The organism is Solwaraspora sp. WMMD792 (assembly GCF_029626105.1).
Classification (GTDB): Bacteria; Actinomycetota; Actinomycetes; order Mycobacteriales; family Micromonosporaceae; genus Micromonospora_E.
In genome coordinates this window covers 4,852,395-4,869,787 of the sequence record NZ_JARUBH010000009.1, presented here as the reverse complement: position 1 = coordinate 4,869,787, position 17,393 = coordinate 4,852,395, and the positions used below count along the sequence as shown (strand labels likewise).

21 protein-coding genes are annotated in these 17,393 nt (G+C 73.3%); 11 read left to right on the top strand and 10 right to left on the bottom strand.

From position 1 onward, the window contains the following. Window positions 1-27: 27 nt before the first annotated feature. Window positions 28-405 carry an NADH-quinone oxidoreductase subunit A gene (locus O7629_RS22685; protein ID WP_278171611.1) on the top strand — a complete coding sequence of 126 codons (378 nt, stop codon included), beginning with the start codon at window positions 28-30 and terminating at the stop codon, window positions 403-405. 34 nt (window positions 406-439) lie between these two features. Here O7629_RS22685 and folP read toward each other — a convergent pair whose 3' ends face one another. Continuing rightward, window positions 440-1,309, bottom strand: a complete 870-nt coding sequence (gene folP / locus O7629_RS22680; RefSeq protein WP_278171609.1) for a dihydropteroate synthase — start codon at window positions 1,307-1,309, stop codon at window positions 440-442. A gap of 166 nt (window positions 1,310-1,475) precedes the next feature. On the opposite strand from folP, the gene O7629_RS22675 reads away from it, so the two are divergent. From O7629_RS22675 to O7629_RS22660, 4 genes are read left to right on the top strand one after another with little or no spacing between them, the layout of a single operon-like run. After that, window positions 1,476-2,030 (top strand): DivIVA domain-containing protein, encoded by a 555-nt coding sequence (locus O7629_RS22675; protein WP_278171607.1) that lies wholly within the window; start codon window positions 1,476-1,478, stop codon window positions 2,028-2,030. Then, window positions 2,027-2,512 carry an SRPBCC family protein gene (locus O7629_RS22670; protein WP_278171606.1) on the top strand — a complete coding sequence of 162 codons (486 nt, stop codon included), beginning with the start codon at window positions 2,027-2,029 and terminating at the stop codon, window positions 2,510-2,512. Before O7629_RS22675 ends, O7629_RS22670 begins: the two co-directional genes overlap by 4 nt. Next, window positions 2,509-3,111 carry a DNA-3-methyladenine glycosylase I gene (locus O7629_RS22665; protein ID WP_278171605.1) on the top strand — a complete coding sequence of 201 codons (603 nt, stop codon included), beginning with the start codon at window positions 2,509-2,511 and terminating at the stop codon, window positions 3,109-3,111. The genes O7629_RS22670 and O7629_RS22665 overlap by 4 nt, the downstream gene beginning before the upstream one ends. 32 nt (window positions 3,112-3,143) lie before the next feature. After that, on the top strand, window positions 3,144-3,770 hold the full coding sequence (locus O7629_RS22660; RefSeq protein WP_278171603.1) for a hypothetical protein: 627 nt from the start codon (window positions 3,144-3,146) through the stop codon (window positions 3,768-3,770). A gap of 52 nt (window positions 3,771-3,822) precedes the next feature. Here the strand turns inward: O7629_RS22660 and O7629_RS22655 are convergent, their stop codons facing one another. After that, window positions 3,823-4,614 (bottom strand): enoyl-CoA hydratase-related protein, encoded by a 792-nt coding sequence (locus O7629_RS22655; protein WP_123605723.1) that lies wholly within the window; start codon window positions 4,612-4,614, stop codon window positions 3,823-3,825. Window positions 4,615-4,662: 48 nt separating this feature from the next. After that, complete coding sequence (locus O7629_RS22650) at window positions 4,663-5,475, bottom strand: PaaX family transcriptional regulator C-terminal domain-containing protein (protein ID WP_278171601.1); 813 nt, start codon at window positions 5,473-5,475, stop codon at window positions 4,663-4,665. A gap of 190 nt (window positions 5,476-5,665) precedes the next feature. Here O7629_RS22650 and O7629_RS22645 point away from each other — a divergent pair, with 190 nt between their 5' ends. Both O7629_RS22645 and O7629_RS22640 read left to right on the top strand, forming a co-directional pair. Further along, window positions 5,666-5,833, top strand: coding sequence for a DUF3117 domain-containing protein (locus O7629_RS22645; protein WP_007455245.1), 168 nt, complete (start codon window positions 5,666-5,668; stop codon window positions 5,831-5,833). 186 nt (window positions 5,834-6,019) lie between these two features. Then, window positions 6,020-7,552 carry a leucyl aminopeptidase family protein gene (locus O7629_RS22640; protein ID WP_278174641.1) on the top strand — a complete coding sequence of 511 codons (1,533 nt, stop codon included), beginning with the start codon at window positions 6,020-6,022 and terminating at the stop codon, window positions 7,550-7,552. A gap of 50 nt (window positions 7,553-7,602) precedes the next feature. Here the strand turns inward: O7629_RS22640 and O7629_RS22635 are convergent, their stop codons facing one another. Further along, window positions 7,603-8,175 carry an O-methyltransferase gene (locus tag O7629_RS22635; protein WP_278171600.1) on the bottom strand — a complete coding sequence of 191 codons (573 nt, stop codon included), beginning with the start codon at window positions 8,173-8,175 and terminating at the stop codon, window positions 7,603-7,605. Window positions 8,176-8,624: 449 nt separating this feature from the next. On the opposite strand from O7629_RS22635, the gene O7629_RS22630 reads away from it, so the two are divergent. Together O7629_RS22630 and O7629_RS22625 are read left to right on the top strand one after the other, a co-directional pair. After that, the gene (locus O7629_RS22630; RefSeq protein WP_278174640.1) at window positions 8,625-9,887 is read left to right on the top strand and encodes a trypsin-like peptidase domain-containing protein; all 1,263 of its coding nucleotides are present in this window, start codon (window positions 8,625-8,627) and stop codon (window positions 9,885-9,887) included. Between the two features lie 77 nt (window positions 9,888-9,964). Then, complete coding sequence (locus O7629_RS22625) at window positions 9,965-10,447, top strand: preprotein translocase subunit TatB (protein ID WP_278171599.1); 483 nt, start codon at window positions 9,965-9,967, stop codon at window positions 10,445-10,447. A 27-nt stretch (window positions 10,448-10,474) separates the two neighbouring features. Here the strand turns inward: O7629_RS22625 and O7629_RS22620 are convergent, their stop codons facing one another. The 3 genes from O7629_RS22620 to O7629_RS22610 are packed head-to-tail and all read right to left on the bottom strand — an operon-like array spanning window position 10,475 to window position 13,522. Continuing rightward, entirely contained in the window at window positions 10,475-11,623 is a 1,149-nt protein-coding gene (locus O7629_RS22620; protein WP_278171597.1) for an Mrp/NBP35 family ATP-binding protein, read from the bottom strand. Between the two features lie 38 nt (window positions 11,624-11,661). Beyond that, a complete protein-coding gene (locus tag O7629_RS22615) occupies window positions 11,662-12,264 on the bottom strand; it encodes a DUF1003 domain-containing protein (RefSeq protein WP_278171596.1) in 603 nt (200 codons plus the stop codon). After that, window positions 12,257-13,522 (bottom strand): CBS domain-containing protein, encoded by a 1,266-nt coding sequence (locus tag O7629_RS22610; protein WP_278171595.1) that lies wholly within the window; start codon window positions 13,520-13,522, stop codon window positions 12,257-12,259. The genes O7629_RS22615 and O7629_RS22610 overlap by 8 nt, the downstream gene beginning before the upstream one ends. 32 nt (window positions 13,523-13,554) lie before the next feature. Between O7629_RS22610 and O7629_RS22605 the strand changes: the two genes are divergently transcribed. Next, a complete protein-coding gene (locus O7629_RS22605) occupies window positions 13,555-14,451 on the top strand; it encodes a PhzF family phenazine biosynthesis protein (RefSeq protein WP_278171594.1) in 897 nt (298 codons plus the stop codon). A gap of 63 nt (window positions 14,452-14,514) precedes the next feature. Here the strand turns inward: O7629_RS22605 and O7629_RS22600 are convergent, their stop codons facing one another. Then, the gene (locus tag O7629_RS22600) at window positions 14,515-15,030 is read right to left on the bottom strand and encodes a hypothetical protein (protein ID WP_278171592.1); all 516 of its coding nucleotides are present in this window, start codon (window positions 15,028-15,030) and stop codon (window positions 14,515-14,517) included. A gap of 148 nt (window positions 15,031-15,178) precedes the next feature. Between O7629_RS22600 and O7629_RS22595 the strand changes: the two genes are divergently transcribed. After that, complete coding sequence (locus tag O7629_RS22595) at window positions 15,179-16,135, top strand: DMT family transporter (RefSeq protein WP_278171590.1); 957 nt, start codon at window positions 15,179-15,181, stop codon at window positions 16,133-16,135. Between the two features lie 49 nt (window positions 16,136-16,184). On the opposite strand, the gene O7629_RS22590 is transcribed toward O7629_RS22595, so the two are convergent. Beyond that, complete coding sequence (locus O7629_RS22590; RefSeq protein WP_278171588.1) at window positions 16,185-16,664, bottom strand: DUF4190 domain-containing protein; 480 nt, start codon at window positions 16,662-16,664, stop codon at window positions 16,185-16,187. 30 nt (window positions 16,665-16,694) lie between these two features. Next, the gene (locus tag O7629_RS22585; protein WP_278171587.1) at window positions 16,695-17,174 is read right to left on the bottom strand and encodes a DUF4190 domain-containing protein; all 480 of its coding nucleotides are present in this window, start codon (window positions 17,172-17,174) and stop codon (window positions 16,695-16,697) included. Window positions 17,175-17,393: the final 219 nt, after the last annotated feature.

The window sequence follows — 17,393 nt, the reverse complement described above, 5'->3', positions numbered from 1 at the left end:
GGACGACCGGACGGTAGGCTGTCGGACATGCAGGGCTACCTCGGCTCGTACGCGACGTTGGGGCTGTTGCTGCTGGTCGGCGTCGCCTTCTTCACAGTCGGCTACGGCGCCAACCGGTTGCTGCGGCCGGGGCAGCCGGCCGACCCGGTCGGCAAACGGGCCAGCTACGAGTGCGGCCTCGACCCGGTGGGCGGCGACTGGGCCCAGGCGCAGATCCGCTACTACGTGTACGCGTTCCTGTACGTGCTCTTCGCGGTGGAGGCGGTCTTCCTCTTCCCCTGGGCGGTGATCTTCGACCGGCCGGGGTTCGGCCCGGTCACCGTCGCTGAGATGGGCGTCTTCGTGGCCGTCCTGGCGCTGGGCATCCTCTACGCCTGGCGCAAGAACGTGCTCCGCTGGACCTGACCGCGACCTGACCTGTACCCGTACCCGAACCCGTTCAGGCCAACGCCCGGCGGGACACCGCCGGCGGTCGGTCGCCCCGGATCGACGCCACCATGTCCAGCGCTCGCCGGGTCGCCGCCACCTGGTGCGCCCGGAACACCCGGGCACCCAACCAGGCGGAGACCGCCGTCGCCGCCAGGGTGCCCTCCAGCCGCTGGTCGACCGGCAGATCCAGGGTCTCGCCGATGAAATCCTTGTTCGAGAGGGCGACCAGGACCGGCCAGCCGGTGTCGACCAGTTCGGCGAGCCGCCGGGTGACCTCCAGCGAGTGCCGGGTGTTCTTGCCGAAATCGTGCGCCGGGTCGATCAGGATGCCGTCCGGTCGTACCCCGAGACCGACCGCGCGCTCGGCGAGGCCGGTCACGGTACCCACCACGTCGGCCACCACGTCGTCGAACGCGGCCCGGTGCGGTCGGGTGCGCGGCGTGGTCCCACCGGTGTGCGAGCAGATCAGCCCTGCCCCGGTCGCCGCCGCGACCTCGGCGAGCCGGGGGTCCGCGCCGGCCCAGGTGTCGTTGAGCAGGTCGGCGCCGGCCGCGACCGCCTCCCTGGCCACCTCCGCCCGCCAGGTGTCGATCGAGATGACCAGGTCCGGGAAGGCGGCCCGGACCGCCGCGATCGTGCCGACCGTACGGTCGATCTCCTCGGCCACGTCGACGGCGGTCCCGGGCCCGGCCTTCACCCCGCCGATGTCGACGATGTCCGCGCCGGCGTCGACCGCGGCGGCGACCGCGTGCAGCGCGGCGTCCGCGGCGAAGGTCGCGCCGCGGTCGAAGAACGAATCGGGCGTACGGTTGACGATCGCCATCACCGCGAGGTCCCCGGGTGCCAGGGACCGTCGGCCGAGCCGCAGCGTACGCCCCATCCGTGCCTCCGATCCCGTCCCGCCTGCCAGGAGGCTAACCGGCTGCGGTACGCCGACTGCCGGCGGTCGCCGGGAGCGGCGGTCACCGGGGCGGGAGAGCCCGCCGCCGACCGACGACGCGCCGCAGGGGGTCGCCCTCGCCGCGCCGGCATGCCACGATTCGGTCATGGATCAGTTTCTCCTCGTTCTGGTCGCCGCGTTGACCGTCGCCGCAGTCGTCTTCGGGGTCACCGTGCTCGTCACCGGCAACGACCCGGGGCTGGTCCCGGTCGAGCCGGACGGGCGGGCGGTCCCGCTGCCCGGCACCCGGCCGTTGCTGGAGCACGACGTCAGCCAGGTCCGGTTCGACACCGCGCTGCGCGGGTACCGGATGGCGCAGGTCGACCAGGCACTGCGCCGGGCGGCGTACGACATCGGGTACAAGGACGAGTTGATCGAGGTGCTGCAGTCCGAGGTGGCCGCGCTGCGGGAGGGGCGTACCGAGGACGCCGACCAGTTGCGGCGGGCCCGGGACGCGGCCCTCGTGCCGGCCGCCGACCTGGCGGGGACTCCGGTGGCCGGTACGTCCGCGACCGAGTCCGGGCCTGCTGACGGGCCGGAGTCCGCGCCTGCCGACGGGTCGGAGTCCGGGCCTGCCGACGGGCCGGAGTCCGCCCTGTCGCCCACGGCCGACGCAGCCGCCGGGCCGGAGGTCCGCCCGGCGGACGGTGCTGCCAGGTGAGTGGTCCGAACGAGGCTGCCGCCGGCACCCCCGGAGCCGGAGAGGTGACCGCGACGGTCATCATCCAGGCCCCGGCCGAACGGGTCTTCGCCGCCTTCACCGCCTGGGAGCGGCAGTCCGAGTGGATTCCCTTCACCGACGTGAAGGTCGTCTCGGGCGACGGCGGCGAGGGCAGCCTGATCGCGGCGGTCACCGCGGTCGGTCCGGTGGCGTTGCGCGACGAGATGCGGGTCGTCCGGGTCGACGCTCCCTACGAGGTCCGGGTGGTGCACTGCGGCACCCTGCTGCGTGGCCCGGGGGTGCTGCGCTGCACCCAGATGGACCACGACCGCACCCAGGTCGTCTGGCACGAGTGGTTCCACCTGCCCGGCGGCGTCGCGGGCCGGATGGCCTGGCCGTTGCTCTGGCCCGGATCCAAGGTGAGCCTGACCCAGGCGTTGAAGAAGTTCGGCCGGCTGGTCGAGACCGGGGCACTGCCGTGACCGGGCTGAGCGTCGGGGCGGACGGCCTGGCCCGGTGCGGCTGGAGCGCCGGTTCGGCGGACTACCGCCGGTATCACGACCAGGAGTGGGGCCGACCGGTCCGCGACGACGACGCGCTGTACGAACGGCTGACCCTGGAAGCCTTCCAGTCCGGTCTGTCCTGGCTGACGATCCTGCGCAAGCGGGAGGCGTTCCGGGTTGCCTTCGACGGTTTCCGGATCGAGAAGGTCGCCGGGTACGGCCCGGCCGACGTCGAGCGGCTGCTCGCCGACGCCGGCATCGTCCGCAACCGGGCCAAGATCGAGGCCGCCGTGTCGAACGCGCGGGCCGTGCTCGACCTGCCCACCGGCCTGTCCGAGCTGCTCTGGCGACACGCTCCGCCGCCCCGGTCCGCCCGGCTCGCCTCGATGGACCAGGTGCCGGCGGTCACCGCCGAGTCGACCGCGCTGGCCCGGGCGCTCAAACGGCACGGCCTCCGGTTTGTCGGACCCACCACCGCGTACGCGTTGATGCAGGCGACCGGGATGGTCGACGACCATGTCGCCGGCTGCCACGTGCCGCCGCCGACGCGGCCCGGCGGTCCGGTCGTGGTCCGGTGATCCGCCGCCCCGCGCCGTGATGAGATAGGAGCATGCGCGAGATCAGCCAGCTCGACGATCAGCCCGCGACGCCCGGCCCGGCCCGGCCCGGCACCGGTGCCTGGGCGGTGGTCATCCCGGCCCAGCGCTACGAGGCGGAGCGGCTGTTCCACCACGACACGCTGGAGGTGACCGGCCTCGACGGTGACCCCCGGCCGCCGTACGGCGCGCCAGTGCTGGTCGTCACCGACGGTGACCCCCGGTTCGTCGTCGCGCTCGGCCGGATCGGTGGCGCCGGCGGCGGCGTCGAGGGCGGGGAGACCCGGGCGGCCGAGCCCGAACCGCTGGTGGTGCACTACACCTGCCGGGCCTTTGACGAGCCGGTGCCGGCGGCCGCCCTGCGGCTGACCGGGGCGGTGACCCCGGTGGACGTGGCCACCTACCGGTCGTTGGCCAGCCGGCTCGCCCCGGCCGGTGACCGTCGTGCCTGGCTGGTCAGCCTCGACCTGCCGATCGAGGCACCGACGGCGGCGGAGGCGGTCCGGCTGTTCTGGTCGTACGTGCGTGAGCTCGGCCCCCGCGAACTGCCGGCCTTCGTCTATCCGAGCGGCAACGAGCTGGCCATGCAGGCGTTCGTGCTCGGTGTCGAGGCCAACCAGGACCCGGAGGAGGACGACTGACGGCCGCGGCCCGGCCAGCGGGCACGCGGCTCCTGGTCAGGCCGTGCCGGCTTCAGCGCCCGTCGAACACCGGCCGCTGCTTGGCGACGAACGCCGCTGTCGCCTGCCGGTGGTCGGTGGTGGCACCACAGATCGACTGGGCCTGCGTCTCCGCAGCCAGCGCGTCGGCCAGCGAACCGGAAGCGCCGATGGACAGCGCCCGCTTGATCGCCCCGTACGCGACGGTCGGCCCGGCCGCCAACCGTTCGGCGAGTTCGTGGGCTACCGGCAGGATCTGCTCGTCGTCGTCGACCAGTTGGTTGAGCAGCCCGATCCGGTGTGCCTCGGCGGCCGGCACCGGCTGTGCCAGCAGCAGCAGTTCGGTCGCCTTCGGGTAGCCGACCAGCCGGGGCAACGCCCACGAGGCGCCGGTGTCCATCGCCAGCCCGACGTTGGCGAACGCCATCAGGAAGCTGGTCCGTGGCCCACCGATCCGCAGATCGGCCAGCATGGCCAGCGAGGCGCCGGCACCGGCCGCCGCGCCGCGGACCGCGGCGACCACCGGTTTGGACAGCCCGGCCAGCCGGGTGGCGATCGGGTTGTAGTGCTCCCGTACGGTGTCCAGCGGCTCAGCCGTCCCGGATTCCAGCGTCTCGACGTGTTCGCGCAGGTCCTGCCCCACGCAGAAGGCCCGTCCGGCGCCGGTCAGCACCACCGCCCGGCAGCCGGGGTCGGTCTCCACCTCGGCCAGCGCGTCGCGCAGCGCCTCCTTGAGCTCGACGTTCAGCGAGTTGAGCGAGTCAGGTCGGTTCAGGGTCAACGTGACGACCGCACCCCGACGGTCGACGATCAGTGCCTCGGTCACCTCGGACGCCCCTTTCGTTAGGCTGGCTGGAGTTTGCGTCGGTGCGGCTCAGCGCGGGCCGCCGTCGCGCTGGCCGAGCTCCAGGCACTTGTCGACGTACCGGTCGGCGGCCGGGCGCAGCCGGGTGGCGTGCCGGTCGAAGAAGGTCGCCGCGCTCGTCCCAGGCCAGCGTTCCGGCAGCAGCGCCGGGGGAAGTTGCGGATCCCGGAACAGAAACCCGCGCCAGGCGTGGACCAACTGGAACCGGGCGGCGTACGCCTCCTCGTCGTCGCTGCGTACGGTCACCTTGGCCAACTTTGGTCGCTGCCCGGCGACGAACCGCTCGTAGGCCTGTCCGATCTCGGTCAGATCCCAGGCGCGGCGGACCAGCGCGGCGGCCCCGGCGGTGCCGGCGGCGTGCGCGGCGGTGAACCGCTCGAACCGTACGCCGGCCTCGGTCAGCATGCCGTCGACCTCGCCGGCGGCCCGGGTCGCCACCCAGGTGTGCTCGTCCAGCATTCCGTAGCCGAGGTAGCTCAGGTTGGCGCACAGCCGTTGCCGGTCCCGCCGGCCGCCGGGTGGGTCGAGCACCAGCAGGTCGAACTTGCCGTCCCAGCTGATTCTGCCGGTGCGGTAGATCCGGGCGGCCGCCTCGTCCAGCCGTCGGGCGGCTTTCGGGGTCAGCAGATAGCCCGGGCCAGCGGCCAGCCGAGACGGTTGCAGCCATCCCTGCCGGACCATCCGGGAGACGGCGGTGCGTACGGCGGGCGGCGCGATCCCGAGCGGGGCCAGCAGCTTGACCAGGGCAGCAACGGGCGCGCGACCACCTCGTGGCCGAAGATGGTCACCGAACAGGTCGAAGAGCGCCGACCGTGCCTGCATGACCGCACATTGTGACAGCCCACTTCAAGATAAGCTAGACGCTGTCACAGCATTGTGGCCTCGGTTTGGGTCCGGCGGTGTTCATCAGGGAAAATCGTTGGTCGGCACCGTGGCAGTGGGATGCGGTGAGACTTACGAGGTGGCTGGGGTGCTCCCCAGCGGCCCTGGGGCAAGTCTGAGGGGAGACAACATGGCGGCGATGAAGCCGCGGACGGGCGACGGTCCGCTGGAGGTCACCAAGGAGGGCCGGGGCATCGTCATGCGGGTTCCGCTGGAGGGTGGGGGTCGACTCGTCGTCGAGATGACACCGGACGAGGCCAACGCGCTCGGTGATGCGCTGAAGGCCGCCGCAGGCTGATCGAGCCGGACCCGGGGGCGACGCTGGCCCACGGGTCGACATAGCGACGGTTGACGAGTCCGCCGACCCGGCCCCCGCCGGGTCGGCGGACTCGGTACGCCGTGGGCAGCACCCAATCTCGTCCCTGGAGGTAACCCCGGCGTGTTCGCCATCCGTCTGCTGGCGGAGACCACCGCCGCCGGCACCATCGTCCTGCCCGTCGAGCCGGACCCCGGGTCGGCCGGCGCACGGCTCGGACCACTGCCCGACCAGTTGGCGCTCGACGGCGACCGCGCGGAGCTCGCCGGGTCGGCCGCCGAGTTGCTGACCCGCACCGGGCACGACGGCAGCGCCGGCGAGATGCAGGTCCTGCACCGGCCCCGGCACTCGCCGTACCAGGTGATTCTGGTCGGGATCGGCGCGGCAGACGAGGCCGGCTGGCGGGCGGCGGGCGCGGCCGTCGGCGGGCTGCTGCGCCGGGCTGCCCAACCGGCCGCCGGGCCGGCCGCCGCCCAACCGGCCGCCGGGCAGTGCCTGGTCGCCGTACCACCGTCGGCGGGTCCGGCGGCGATCCGCGGGTTCGCCGAAGGTTGCTGGCTGGCCGGCTACCGGTTCACCGCGCCGGGCGAGTCCCGACCGGCCGCGTCGGGCGAGTCCCGACCGGCCGCAGACACCGACGAGGCGCACGACAGGCTGCCGGTGGTGCTGCTCGCCCATCCGCCCACCCGGGCGGCCGAACAGGCGTTGCGGTACGCCCGGGCGACCGCCGCCGCCACCTGCCTGGCCCGGGACCTGACCAACATGCCGTCCTCGGTCAAGAACCCGGCCTGGTTCGCCGAGCAGGTCGTCGCCGCGGCGGCCGACCGGTCCGGGCTGACCGTCTCGGTGCGCGGCCCGGCGGAACTGGCCGCCGAGGGGTTCGGCGCGCTGCTGGCGGTCGGCGGCGGTTCGGCGGCGGGCCCCCGCCTGGTGGAGATCGACTGGTCCCCGCCGCACGCCGGGCGGCACGTGGTGCTCGCCGGCAAGGGCATCACGTTCGACACCGGCGGGATCTCGATCAAGCCGGTGGACGGGATGAAGCTGATGCGCAAGGACATGGGCGGGGCGGCCGCGGTGGTCGCCACCGCCGTCGCCGCTGCCGACCTGGATCTGCCGGTCCGGCTGACCGTGCTGGTTCCGCTCGCCGAGAACATGGTCAGCGGGGCGGCGTTCCGCCCGGGTGACGTGGTGCGGCATTACGGCGGGCGGACCAGCGAGACCACCAACTCCGACGCCGAGGGCCGGCTGGTGCTGGCCGACGCGATCAGCTACGCGGTCAGCAGGTTCACCCCGGACTATCTGGTCGACCTGGCCACCCTCACCGGCGCGAACGCGATCGCCCTGGGCCGGCGTACCGCCGCGCTGTACAGCGAGGACGACGACCTGGCCGGAGCGCTGCTCGACGCCTCGGCGGCGGCCGGCGAGGGGGCGTGGCGGATGCCGCTGCACGCCGACTATGTCGAGTACCTGGGTAGCGAGATCGCCGACCTGTTCAGCGCCCCGGACCGGGGGGCCGGCTCGGTGGTGGCCGCGCTCTACCTGCGCGAGTTCACCGGGCCGTTGCGCGACCGCTGGGCGCACTACGACATGTCCGCCCCGGCCTGGTCCGACGACGACCACGCCGAGCTGACCCGGGGCGCCACCGGCTGGGGGGTACGGACGCTGGTGCGCTGGCTGACCGCGCTCGACGCGGCCGCATGACGGCCGGCCGAGGGCCGGTGCCGTACCCCAGCGCGGTGCCGTACCTCAGGTCAGCGCCGTACCGCCGCCAGCAGCCCGTCGCCGGCCGGCAGCAGCGCCGGCACCCACTCCTCGGCTTCCCGGATCGACTTGACCAGTTCGCGGATGGCGACCGTGTCGGCGTCGCGCGCCGCCGGGTCGCCGATCCGGCCACCGGCCAGCGCCCCGTGTACCGCCAGGATGCCGCCGGGGCGCAGCAGCCGCAGCGCCGCGTCGACGATCGCGCCGAACTCGGCGCTGTCACCGTCGACGAAGACCATGTCGTACACCGAGTCGGCCAGCCGGGGGAGCACGTCGAGCGCCCGGCCGGTGATGATCCGGGTCCGCGACGTCGCGTAGCCGGCCTCGACGAAGATCCGCCGGGCCATCCGCTGGTGCTCGTTCTCCACGTCGATCGTGGTCAGTACCCCGTCGGGGCGCATCCCGCGCAGCAGCCACACGCCGCTCACCCCGGTCCCGGTGCCGATCTCGACGACAGCGCGTGCATTGCCAGCAGCGGCGAGCAGCCGCAACGTCGCGCCGGCGTCCGGCGAGACCGGGCGCAGCCCGACCTCCTCGGCCAGGCTTCGGGCGGTACGCAGCACCAGGTCCTCGGCGGCGTACCCGGTGACGAACTGGAGGGCCTGGGGCGCCGTCCAGGCAGGGGGTCGGGTGACCGGGTGGATGGCGCACCTCCAGCGGGGGGTCGGGCGGCGGTTGCCGGTACGAGCCTAGAGCGCCGCTGGTCGACCGGCTGGGCGGGCACCGGGGCACCCCGCTCTTCGGCGACCACTGAATGTTCTTCGATTATCCGTGCAATCCTGGACGCGGAGCGATGTCGCCGATCGGACCGGTGCCGTCGCGCTGGGGGATGGACTGGGAGGCAACCGTGACCGACGGCGGAAACTGGCGCCAGGCCGACGGGATCGCACCGCCGGGGCACCAGCCGCCGGTCGGCGGGTGGGCCGGGCCGTACGGCCCCGCACCGGCTCCGCCGTACCCACCGGTGGCCGGTCCGCCGCCCTACCCGCCGTCGTACGGTCCTTCGGTACCGGTGCACCGACCGTCGGCCGGTTCGCCGTCGTACGGCCCGGCTGCGCAGCCGTCGCCGTGGTGGTCGGACGCGCTGCGGGATCCCTGGCGTGATCCGTACGCGCCGGCCGCAGTGGTGGTCGACGTACCGCCGGGCGCCGCCGGCACCGGCGAGGGTCCGGAGCCGGTCGTCGAACCGGAGCCGGCGGTACGCCGTGGGTTCATGCCGTACGTGGTCGTGTCGGTGATCGCCGCGCTGCTCGCCGGAAGCCTCGGCGGTGCCCTGGGGTTCGCCTTTGCGGTCCGCGGCGGCGTGGCCGGTGCCGGGACCGTGCTCGGCGGCGCGCCGGCCGATCCGCCCGGGGCGGCGCAGCGGCCGGCCGACTCGCTGGCCGGGGTGGCCCAACGGGTCCTGCCGAGCGTGGTGACCGTGCAGGTGAGCGGGCCGGGCGGGCAGAGCGTCGGCTCCGGCTTCGTCGCCACCGCCGACGGCTACGTGATCACCAACGACCACGTGGTCGGGGTGGGGGCCGAGGAGGCGATGGTGCTGTTCAACGACGGCTCGACCGCGCGAGCCTCGATCGTCGGCCAGGAGCCGGAATCGGACGTGGCGGTGATCAAGGTCGACCGGACCGGGCTGACGCCGGTCGAGTTCGGCGACTCCGAGGCGATCGCGGTCGGCGATCCGGTGCTTGCCTTCGGCTCGCCGCTCGCGTTGACCAACACGGTCACCTCGGGGATCGTCAGCGCTCTCGACCGCACCATCCAGGCCGGTGAGCCCGGCGGCCAGGTGCGCTACTACGCGGCGATCCAGACCGATGCGGCGGTGAACCAGGGCAATTCGGGCGGTCCGCTGGTGGACGCCGCCGGCCGGGTGATCGGTGTCAACTCGGTGATCAAGTCGCTGGCCGCCGACGAGGAGACGGCCGGCAACATCGGTCTCGCCTTTGCCATCCCGATCAACCACGCGAAGCGGATCACCCAGGAGATCATCGACACCGGCACGGCCCGGCGGACGATCTTCGGTGCCCAGGTCACCGATGCCGCCCGTACCCCCGGTGCCGGTGTCCGGCTCAGTGAGGTGGTCGACGGCGGGCCGGCGGACGCCGCCGGCCTGCGGGCCGGCGACGTGGTGCTGCGGATCGACGGTCGGCCCCTGGACCAGGCGACCGACCTGATCGCGTTGGTGCGCAAGTACGCCCCCGGGTCGGTCGTGACGGTCGACTACCGCCGGGGCAGCGAAGCCAGGTCGGCCTCGGTGACCTTGGCCGCCGACGCCAAGTAACACCCGGTCGGCCCTCCCGGACCGGCTGGTGACGTGCGTACCCTTGCCTTCGACGGCGGCACAGGGAGGCCTGGAGCATGTTCGACAACCTGAACTGGTGGGAGATCGGTCTGCTCCTGCTGCTCGCCTTGTTGATCTTCGGTGACCGGTTGCCGCAGGTCATCTCCGACGGCCTGCGGATGTTGCGCAACCTGCGCAACATGGCCCGCAACGCGACCTCCGACCTCAGCCGTGAACTGGGCACCGACATCCAGCTCGAGGACCTGCACCCCAAGGCGTTCATCCGCAAGCACCTGCTCAGCGAGGAGGACGAGGCCGCGCTGCGCAAGCCGTTGCAGGGCGTCTACGACGACCTGCGTTCCGACGTCAGCGGGGTCCGCGACGAGCTGCGTGAGGTCGCCGACGCGGCCGATCTGAAGTCCGCCGCGAAGCCGACGACGGTGACCGGCGGCGCCAGCAGGTCGGCTGTCCCGACCAGCCCGGCCGCCGATACCAGCCTGTCCGCCGGGACCAGCCCGGCCGCCGTCCCGCCCAAGCCGTTGGACGCCGACGCCACCTGACGGTTATCAGCCGGACGCCACTGACGGTCAGCCGGCGGACGGCCGTAGACCCAAGGGCTTGCCCAGCAGCGACTCGCGGCGGACCGCGAGCCGGTCGGCGACCGCGTCGAGCGCCCGGGCCGCCGGGGCCTGTGGATCGGCCAGCACGATCGGGGTGCCGCGGTCACCGGTCTCCCGTACCCGGGTGTCCAGCGGAATCTGGCCGAGCAGCGGCACCTGGGCACCGACGGTGCGGGTCAGCGACTCGGCGACAGTGCCGCCGCCGCCGCTGCCGAAAATCTCCATCCGCTCCCCGGTGGGCAGCTCCAGCCAGGACATGTTCTCCACCACCCCGACCAGCCGCTGGTGGGTCTGCAGAGCGATGGCACCGGCCCGTTCGGCCACCTCGGCGGCGGCCGCCTGCGGCGTGGTCACCACCAGGATCTCGGCGTTGGGCAGCAGCTGGGCCAGGGAGATCGCCACGTCCCCGGTGCCCGGCGGCAGGTCCAGCAGCAGTACGTCCAGGTCGCCCCAGTAAACGTCGGCGAGGAACTGCTGCAGCGCCCGGTGCAGCATCGGCCCACGCCAGACCACCGCCGCGTTGCCGGCGGTGAACATGCCGATCGAGATGACCTTCACGCCGTGCGACTGTGGCGGCATGATCATTTCCTCGACCCGGGTCGGCCGTCCCTCCGCACCGAGCATCCGGGGCACCGAATGTCCGTAGATGTCGGCGTCGATCACCCCGACCGACAGCCCGCGCGCGGCGAGCGCGGCCGCCAGGTTCACCGTCACGCTGGACTTGCCGACCCCACCCTTGCCGCTGGCCACCGCGTACACCCGGGTGCGGGACCCGGGCTGGGCGAACGGGATGACCGGTTCGGCGCCGGCGGAACCGCCGCGCAGCTGCTCCTGCAGCGACTTGCGCTGCTCCGGGCTCATCACACCGAAGTCGACGTCCACCCCGGTGACGCCGGGCACCCGGGTCACCGCCTCGGTGATGTCGGTGCGAAGTTTGTCCTTCAACGGGCAGCCGGCGACCGTCAGCAGCAGCTCGACCCGTACCCGGCCGGCGTCGTCGACCGTCGCGGAGCGCACCATGCCGAGCTCGGTGATGGGGCGGCGGATCTCCGGGTCGTTGACCGTGGCCAGGGCGGCGTTGATGGCATCGTTGACGGTGCTGGTCGGTGCGGACATGCCCGCCATGCTACGTCGCGTGTGCAGGTCACCGCCGCTCACTGTCCGGGCGGCCGCGGTCCCTTCGACGGCAGGTTCGCTCGGCTGTCCGGCAGGTCCGGTCGGCTGTCCGGCGGCTGAGGCCCCTCCACCGGGCGGCGGTCCAGCCGGTGCCGGCGGTACGCCTGCTCGTCGAGCTCCTCGGCCAGCCGGCTCAGCTCCGACCGCAGGAAGTCCCGGGTGGCCACCTCACCGACCGCCACCCGCAGCGACGCGATCTCCCGGGCCAGGTACTCGGTGTCCGCCTTCTGCATCGCGGCCCGCCGCCGGTCCTCATCCAGGGAGAGCCGGTCCCGGTCCGCCTGCCGGTTCTGCGCGAGCAGGATCAGCGGCGCCGCGTACGACGCCTGCACCGACAGCAACAGGGTCAGGAACGTGAAGGTGTACGGGTCGAAGCGCAGACTCACCGGGGCGAGGGTGTTCCAGGCGATCCAGCCGACCACCGCCACGGTCATGTAGACGAGGAACCGGGCGGTACCCATGAACCGGGCGATCGCCTCGGCCCACTGTCCGAACGCCTCCGGGTCGTAGCGGGGCAGCGAGATCCGTCCCGGTTCGCGGGGCTGGTCCAGCCGGCCGGTGCTCCGGCGCAGGTCAGCCATGCCCGTCCCCACCCTCCAGCGGTGTGTCCCGGTCCCGCCAGTCCGGCGGCAGCGAGTGGTCCAGCACGTCGTCCACGGTCACCGCGCCGACCAGCCGGTTCGCCGGATCGACCACCGGCATCGCGACCAGGTCGTAGGTGGCCATCCGGCGGGTGATCTCCAACAGCGGAGTCTCCGGCTGCAACGGATCGATACCGCTGTCCACCACTCCGCCGAGCAGCTCTGCCGGCGGCTCCCGCAGCAGCCGCTGGAAGTGCACCACACCCAGGTACTTACCGGTCGGGGTGGCCATCGGCGCCCGCGCGACGAAGACCTGGGCGGCGATCGCCGGCGGCAGCTGCGGCTCCCGGATTCGGGCCAGCGCCTCGGCGACCGTCGCGTCCGGGGTCAGGATGACCGGCTCGGAGGTCATCACGCTCCCGGCGGTCCCCGCCTGGTACTGCAGCAGCTGGCGTACCGAGTCCGCTTCGTCCGGCTCCATCAGGTCCAGCAGCACGTCCTGCTCCGGCGGTGGCAACTCGGCCAACAGGTCCGCCGCGTCGTCCGGGTCCATCTCCTCCAGCACGTCGGCGGCGCGTTCCCGGTCCAGGGCGGTCAGGATCGACACCTGGTCGTGTTCGGGCAGCTCCTCCAGCACGTCGGCGAGCCGTTCGTCGTCCAGCGCCGCGGCGATCTCCTGCCGTCGGCTGTCCGGCAGATCCTGCAGAGCGTTCGCCAGGTCCGCCGCGCGCATCTGGTCGAGCACGGAGAGCAGCCCGGCCGTGCCCTGGGTGTCCGGCAGCCCGATCAGCCCGCGCACCCGGTGCCAGTCGAGCTGGTGCAGGTGACCGCGTCGGGTCAGTCGTCCGGTGATCTCCCGGACCGCGACCCGGGTCAACGACCACTCGCCGACCCGGTTCGCCTCCATGGCGACGTCCACCACCGAACCGGGCTGGTCCTCGGGGTCGAAACGGACCCGCCGGTCCAGCAGGTCCTCCAGCACCAGCAACTCGTTCGGCCGTTTCTCGAACCGCCGCAGGTTCAGGGTGCCGGTGCTGAGCAGCACCGACTCCGGGTCGATCGCGGTCACCCGGCCCATCGGAAGGAAGATCCGCCGACGCATCGGCATCTCCGCTACCAGTCCGACCACCTGGGGTGGCCGGTTGGTGGTTCGCAGCCGTACCACCGCGTCCCGGACCCGCCCGACCTGGTCGCCGTTGGGGTCGAAGACGGCGAGCCCGGCCAGCCGGGCGACGTACACCCTGGTCGCCGTAGTCACGGCCACAGCGTACGGGCCGTAGGGTTTGTTTCATGTCCAGCCTCGGGTACGAGATCGTCGACGTCTTCACCGACCGGCCGTTCACCGGGAATCCGCTCGCCGTGGTGTTCGGTGCCGATGCGCTGGCCGTCGACCAGATGCAGGCGATCGCGCGGGAGTTCAACCTGTCCGAGACGGTGTTCGTCCTACCGCCCGGCACCCCGGACGCGAGCTACCGGGTGAGGATCTTCACACCGGAGAAGGAGCTACCGTTCGCCGGGCATCCGAGCATCGGCGCGGCCGTCACCGCCGGCCGGCGAGGCCTGGTGAAAGCCGGGACGGTGACCCAGCAGTGCGGTGCCGGGTTGCTACCGGTCGAGCTGACCGAGCACGGGTACGCCACACTGCGCGGCGGCGAGCCGACTCTCGGGGCGCCGGTGGACCCGGCCCCGCTGCTGGCCGCAGTCGGCCTGACCGCGCAGGATCACACCGGTCCGGCACCCCGCCGGGCCGGCTGTGGTCTGGAGTTCGACTACCTGTGCGTACGTCCCGATGCTCTGGCCCGGGCCAGGCTGGACGCGGCGGCCGCGGCCCGGGGCGGCGTCGGGATGGTCAGCGTGCTGACCTGGACGACGGCCGGCTCCCCGGCGGGGGAGCCGGAGCGGTCGACGGCGCACTGCCGGGTCTTCTGCCCGGGAGCCGGGGTGACCGAGGACCCGGCTACCGGGTCCGCCGCCCTCGGCCTCGGCGTCTGGGCAGTGGGCAGCGGTCTGCTGCCGCCCAACGGCCAGTCACGGTATCTCGTCCGGCAGGGGGCCGAGCTGGGTCGTCCATCGATGTTGGACTGTACGGCGACCGCGCTGGGCGGACGGGCGCGGAGCGCCACCGTCGCCGGTCAGGTGGTGCCGATCGCCAGCGGGCAGATCGCCGTACCGCCGTTCGTCGGCTGACCGTCGGCCCGGCGTGGGTCGCCCGGTTGTCCGGATCGCGGCCCGGCGTGGGCCCGGCGTGCTTCAGCGTCGGCGGACCCGGTGCAGGCGGAACGGACGACGGGTCGGCCGGGTGACCGTGCTGGGGCGGGGCGGCGCGGCGAGCGATCCGTCCGGCAGCGACGCACCGGCCGCCACCGGCGGACCGGCCGGGGTCAGGCGGTACAGCTGGCACTCGTCGGCCCACCGCCGCACCAGGTCGGCCGGGCTGCCCGGGGCGTTCAGCCGTTTGGCGGCCACCTGGGCCGCGATCGACTCCCAGCCGGGGTCGGCCGGCTCGATCAGGATCACCTCGGCGGGCCAGGACACGATCCGGCCGCCGTGATCGCCCCGCAGCGTCACCGTCGCCGGTACGCCGGCCGCCAGCCCGGCGGCGGACTGTTCACCGGTACCGGTCACCACGTGCAGCGAGCCGTCGGCCGGCACGCACCACAGGGCGCGGGCGGGCGCGCCGTCGACCGAAACCCACGCGACCGCGGCCTTCTTGCCGGCCTCGTCGACCAGTGCGGCGGCCTCGCCGGTCTCTGCTGGGTCGGTCACGTCGACCATTCTGCCGCAGTCCCGGCGCGGTGTCGCGCCGCAGCCGGCCCCGCGAGGTGACGCGGTGGCCTGTCGAGGGTCTGTTGCCGGCCCGTCGACGCGGTCCCGGTGCACGGACCCGGTCGGTGGTCTGTGAGGATCAGATCCCGTGTCCTCCGGTGCCGACCCCTCCGGTCCGGGCGGCCGGGGTGAGCTGCTCGCCACCGGTGCCACCGCGATCGCCGTACTCGCCGTGTCCACCTCGGCGCCGCTGATCGCCTTCGCCGCCGCGCCCGCCCTCGCCGTCGCCTTCTGGCGCAACGTGCTGGCCACCGGTGCGGTCGCGCCCTTCGTACTGGCCCGGCGCCGGCCCGAGCTGCGGCTGCTGGCCCGACCGGGCGGCCGTAGCCAGGCCGGCTGGAGCGCGTTGGCCGGTGTCGCCCTCGCCGCGCACTTCGGCACCTGGATGCCGAGCGCACAACTCACCTCGGTGGCGACCGCCACCGCGCTGGTCGCCACCCAGCCGGTCTGGCAGGGCCTGATCGCCCTGGCTCAGGGCCGGCGACTGCCGCTGGTCACCTGGGGCGGGATCGGTCTCGCGGTGCTCGGCGCGGTGCTCGCCACCGGGGCCGACGTCGGGTTTGACGCGCAGGCAGTCCTCGGTGACCTGCTGGCCCTGGCCGGGGCGGTCTTCGCCGCCTGCTACACCGCGCTCGGCGAGCAGGCCAGGCAGACGATCAGCACCACCACGTACACCACGATCTGTTACGGGGTCTGCGCCGCCGTGCTGCTCGTGGTCTGCCTGGCCGGCGGGATCCAACTGACCGGGTTCCCCGGCTCGGCCTGGTTGGCGGTGCTCGGCCTGGTGGTCGGCGCCCAACTGCTCGGCCATTCGATGTTCAGCTACGCCCTGCACAAGATCCCCGCGACCACGGTTAGCGTGCTCATCCTGCTGGAGGTGCCCGGCGCCGCGCTGATCGCCTGGCTGTGGCTGGGCCAGGTGCCCCGTACCGCCGCGTTGCCCGGGCTCGGGCTGTTGCTGGTCGGTGTCGCGGTGGTCGTACTCGGCGGAACCCGCAGCCGCACGCCACCGCCGCTGCCGCCGGAGGCCGGTCCACCGGCCTGACCCGGACCTCGTCAGCGCACCGCCCTGCCCGACGGCGCGGCCGCCAAGCTCAGAAGCCGGCCGTGCTGCTGTTGAGCATGGCGATGATGAATCCGAAGTAGACCACCATGAACAGCGCCATCAGCACCCCGAAGCCGACCCCGCACCAGCCGATGATCACGCCGGCCTGGGCGAGCCCGTCGCCCTGCTGGCCGGTCCGGCGAATCTCCTCGCGGGACCGGCGCCCGAGGTAGACCGCGATCCCACCGAGCAGCGGACAGCTGAACAGGCTGACCAGCGACACGATGAACGACGCGAGTGCCATGCCGTTCGTTGGTTGCGGCGGGGCATAGCCGTACGGGTACCCACCGTACTGGGATCCGCCGGCCGGATAGCCCGGCGGCGGGTACTGGCCCGGTGGCGGGTACTGGTCCGGTGGCGGTAGCTCGCCGCGCGGCGGTTGCCCGTCGGCCGGTGCCGGCCCGGCACCGGTCTGCGGGGACTGCGGCGATGGCGGGCGGATCTGGCCGCCGGCGTCTGGCTCCTTCACCCGGATCTCCTTCTTTGGGCCCGGCTGCTGCTAGCCCTGGCTGATGCTGGCCGCGATCGCGACCGTGACGAGAACCGCCCCGGCCAGCCCGAGGCCAAACGCGATCCAGCCGGTGATCATCCCGGCCAGTGCCATCCCGTCGCCCTGCTCCGGACGACCCTGCTCGGCCGCGGTGCGGATCTGACGCCGGGCGGAGTGCCCGAGCAGCGCGCCGACGATGCCGATCAACCCGGGTACCAGGTAGCCGCACAGCCCGAGGACGCCGAGGACGCCGAGGACCAGCGCGGCGATCGCCCGGCCGTTCATCGGCATCGGGGCGGGCGGCGGATACAGGTAGCCCGGCGCGGCGTACCCGGCTGGCGGGTAGCCGGTCGCCGGATAGCCGGCCGGCGGCTGGCCGGGCACGCCGTACCCGGTTGGCTGCTGGTCGGTCGCCGGGTAGCCGGCCGGCGACTGGTAGCTCGGCCAGGACGGATCGCTCCAATTGCCCGGCTGCTGGGGTTGGCTCATCGGCGGTGGTCTCTCTGCGGGGCGGGTTCGCCCGATCAGAGTAGTCGGTACTGGCGAACCGCTCACGGGCAGCGTCGTTGCCCGCGACGGCACCAGCGGGCAGGATCAGTCCATGGTTTCTGACGTACGAGCCGTGGTCGGCAGCGCCGGACAGGACACCGGCCCACACCCGTCCCCGGTCGCCACCCTGCGCCCCGGACCGGACCAGCGGTCAACCGC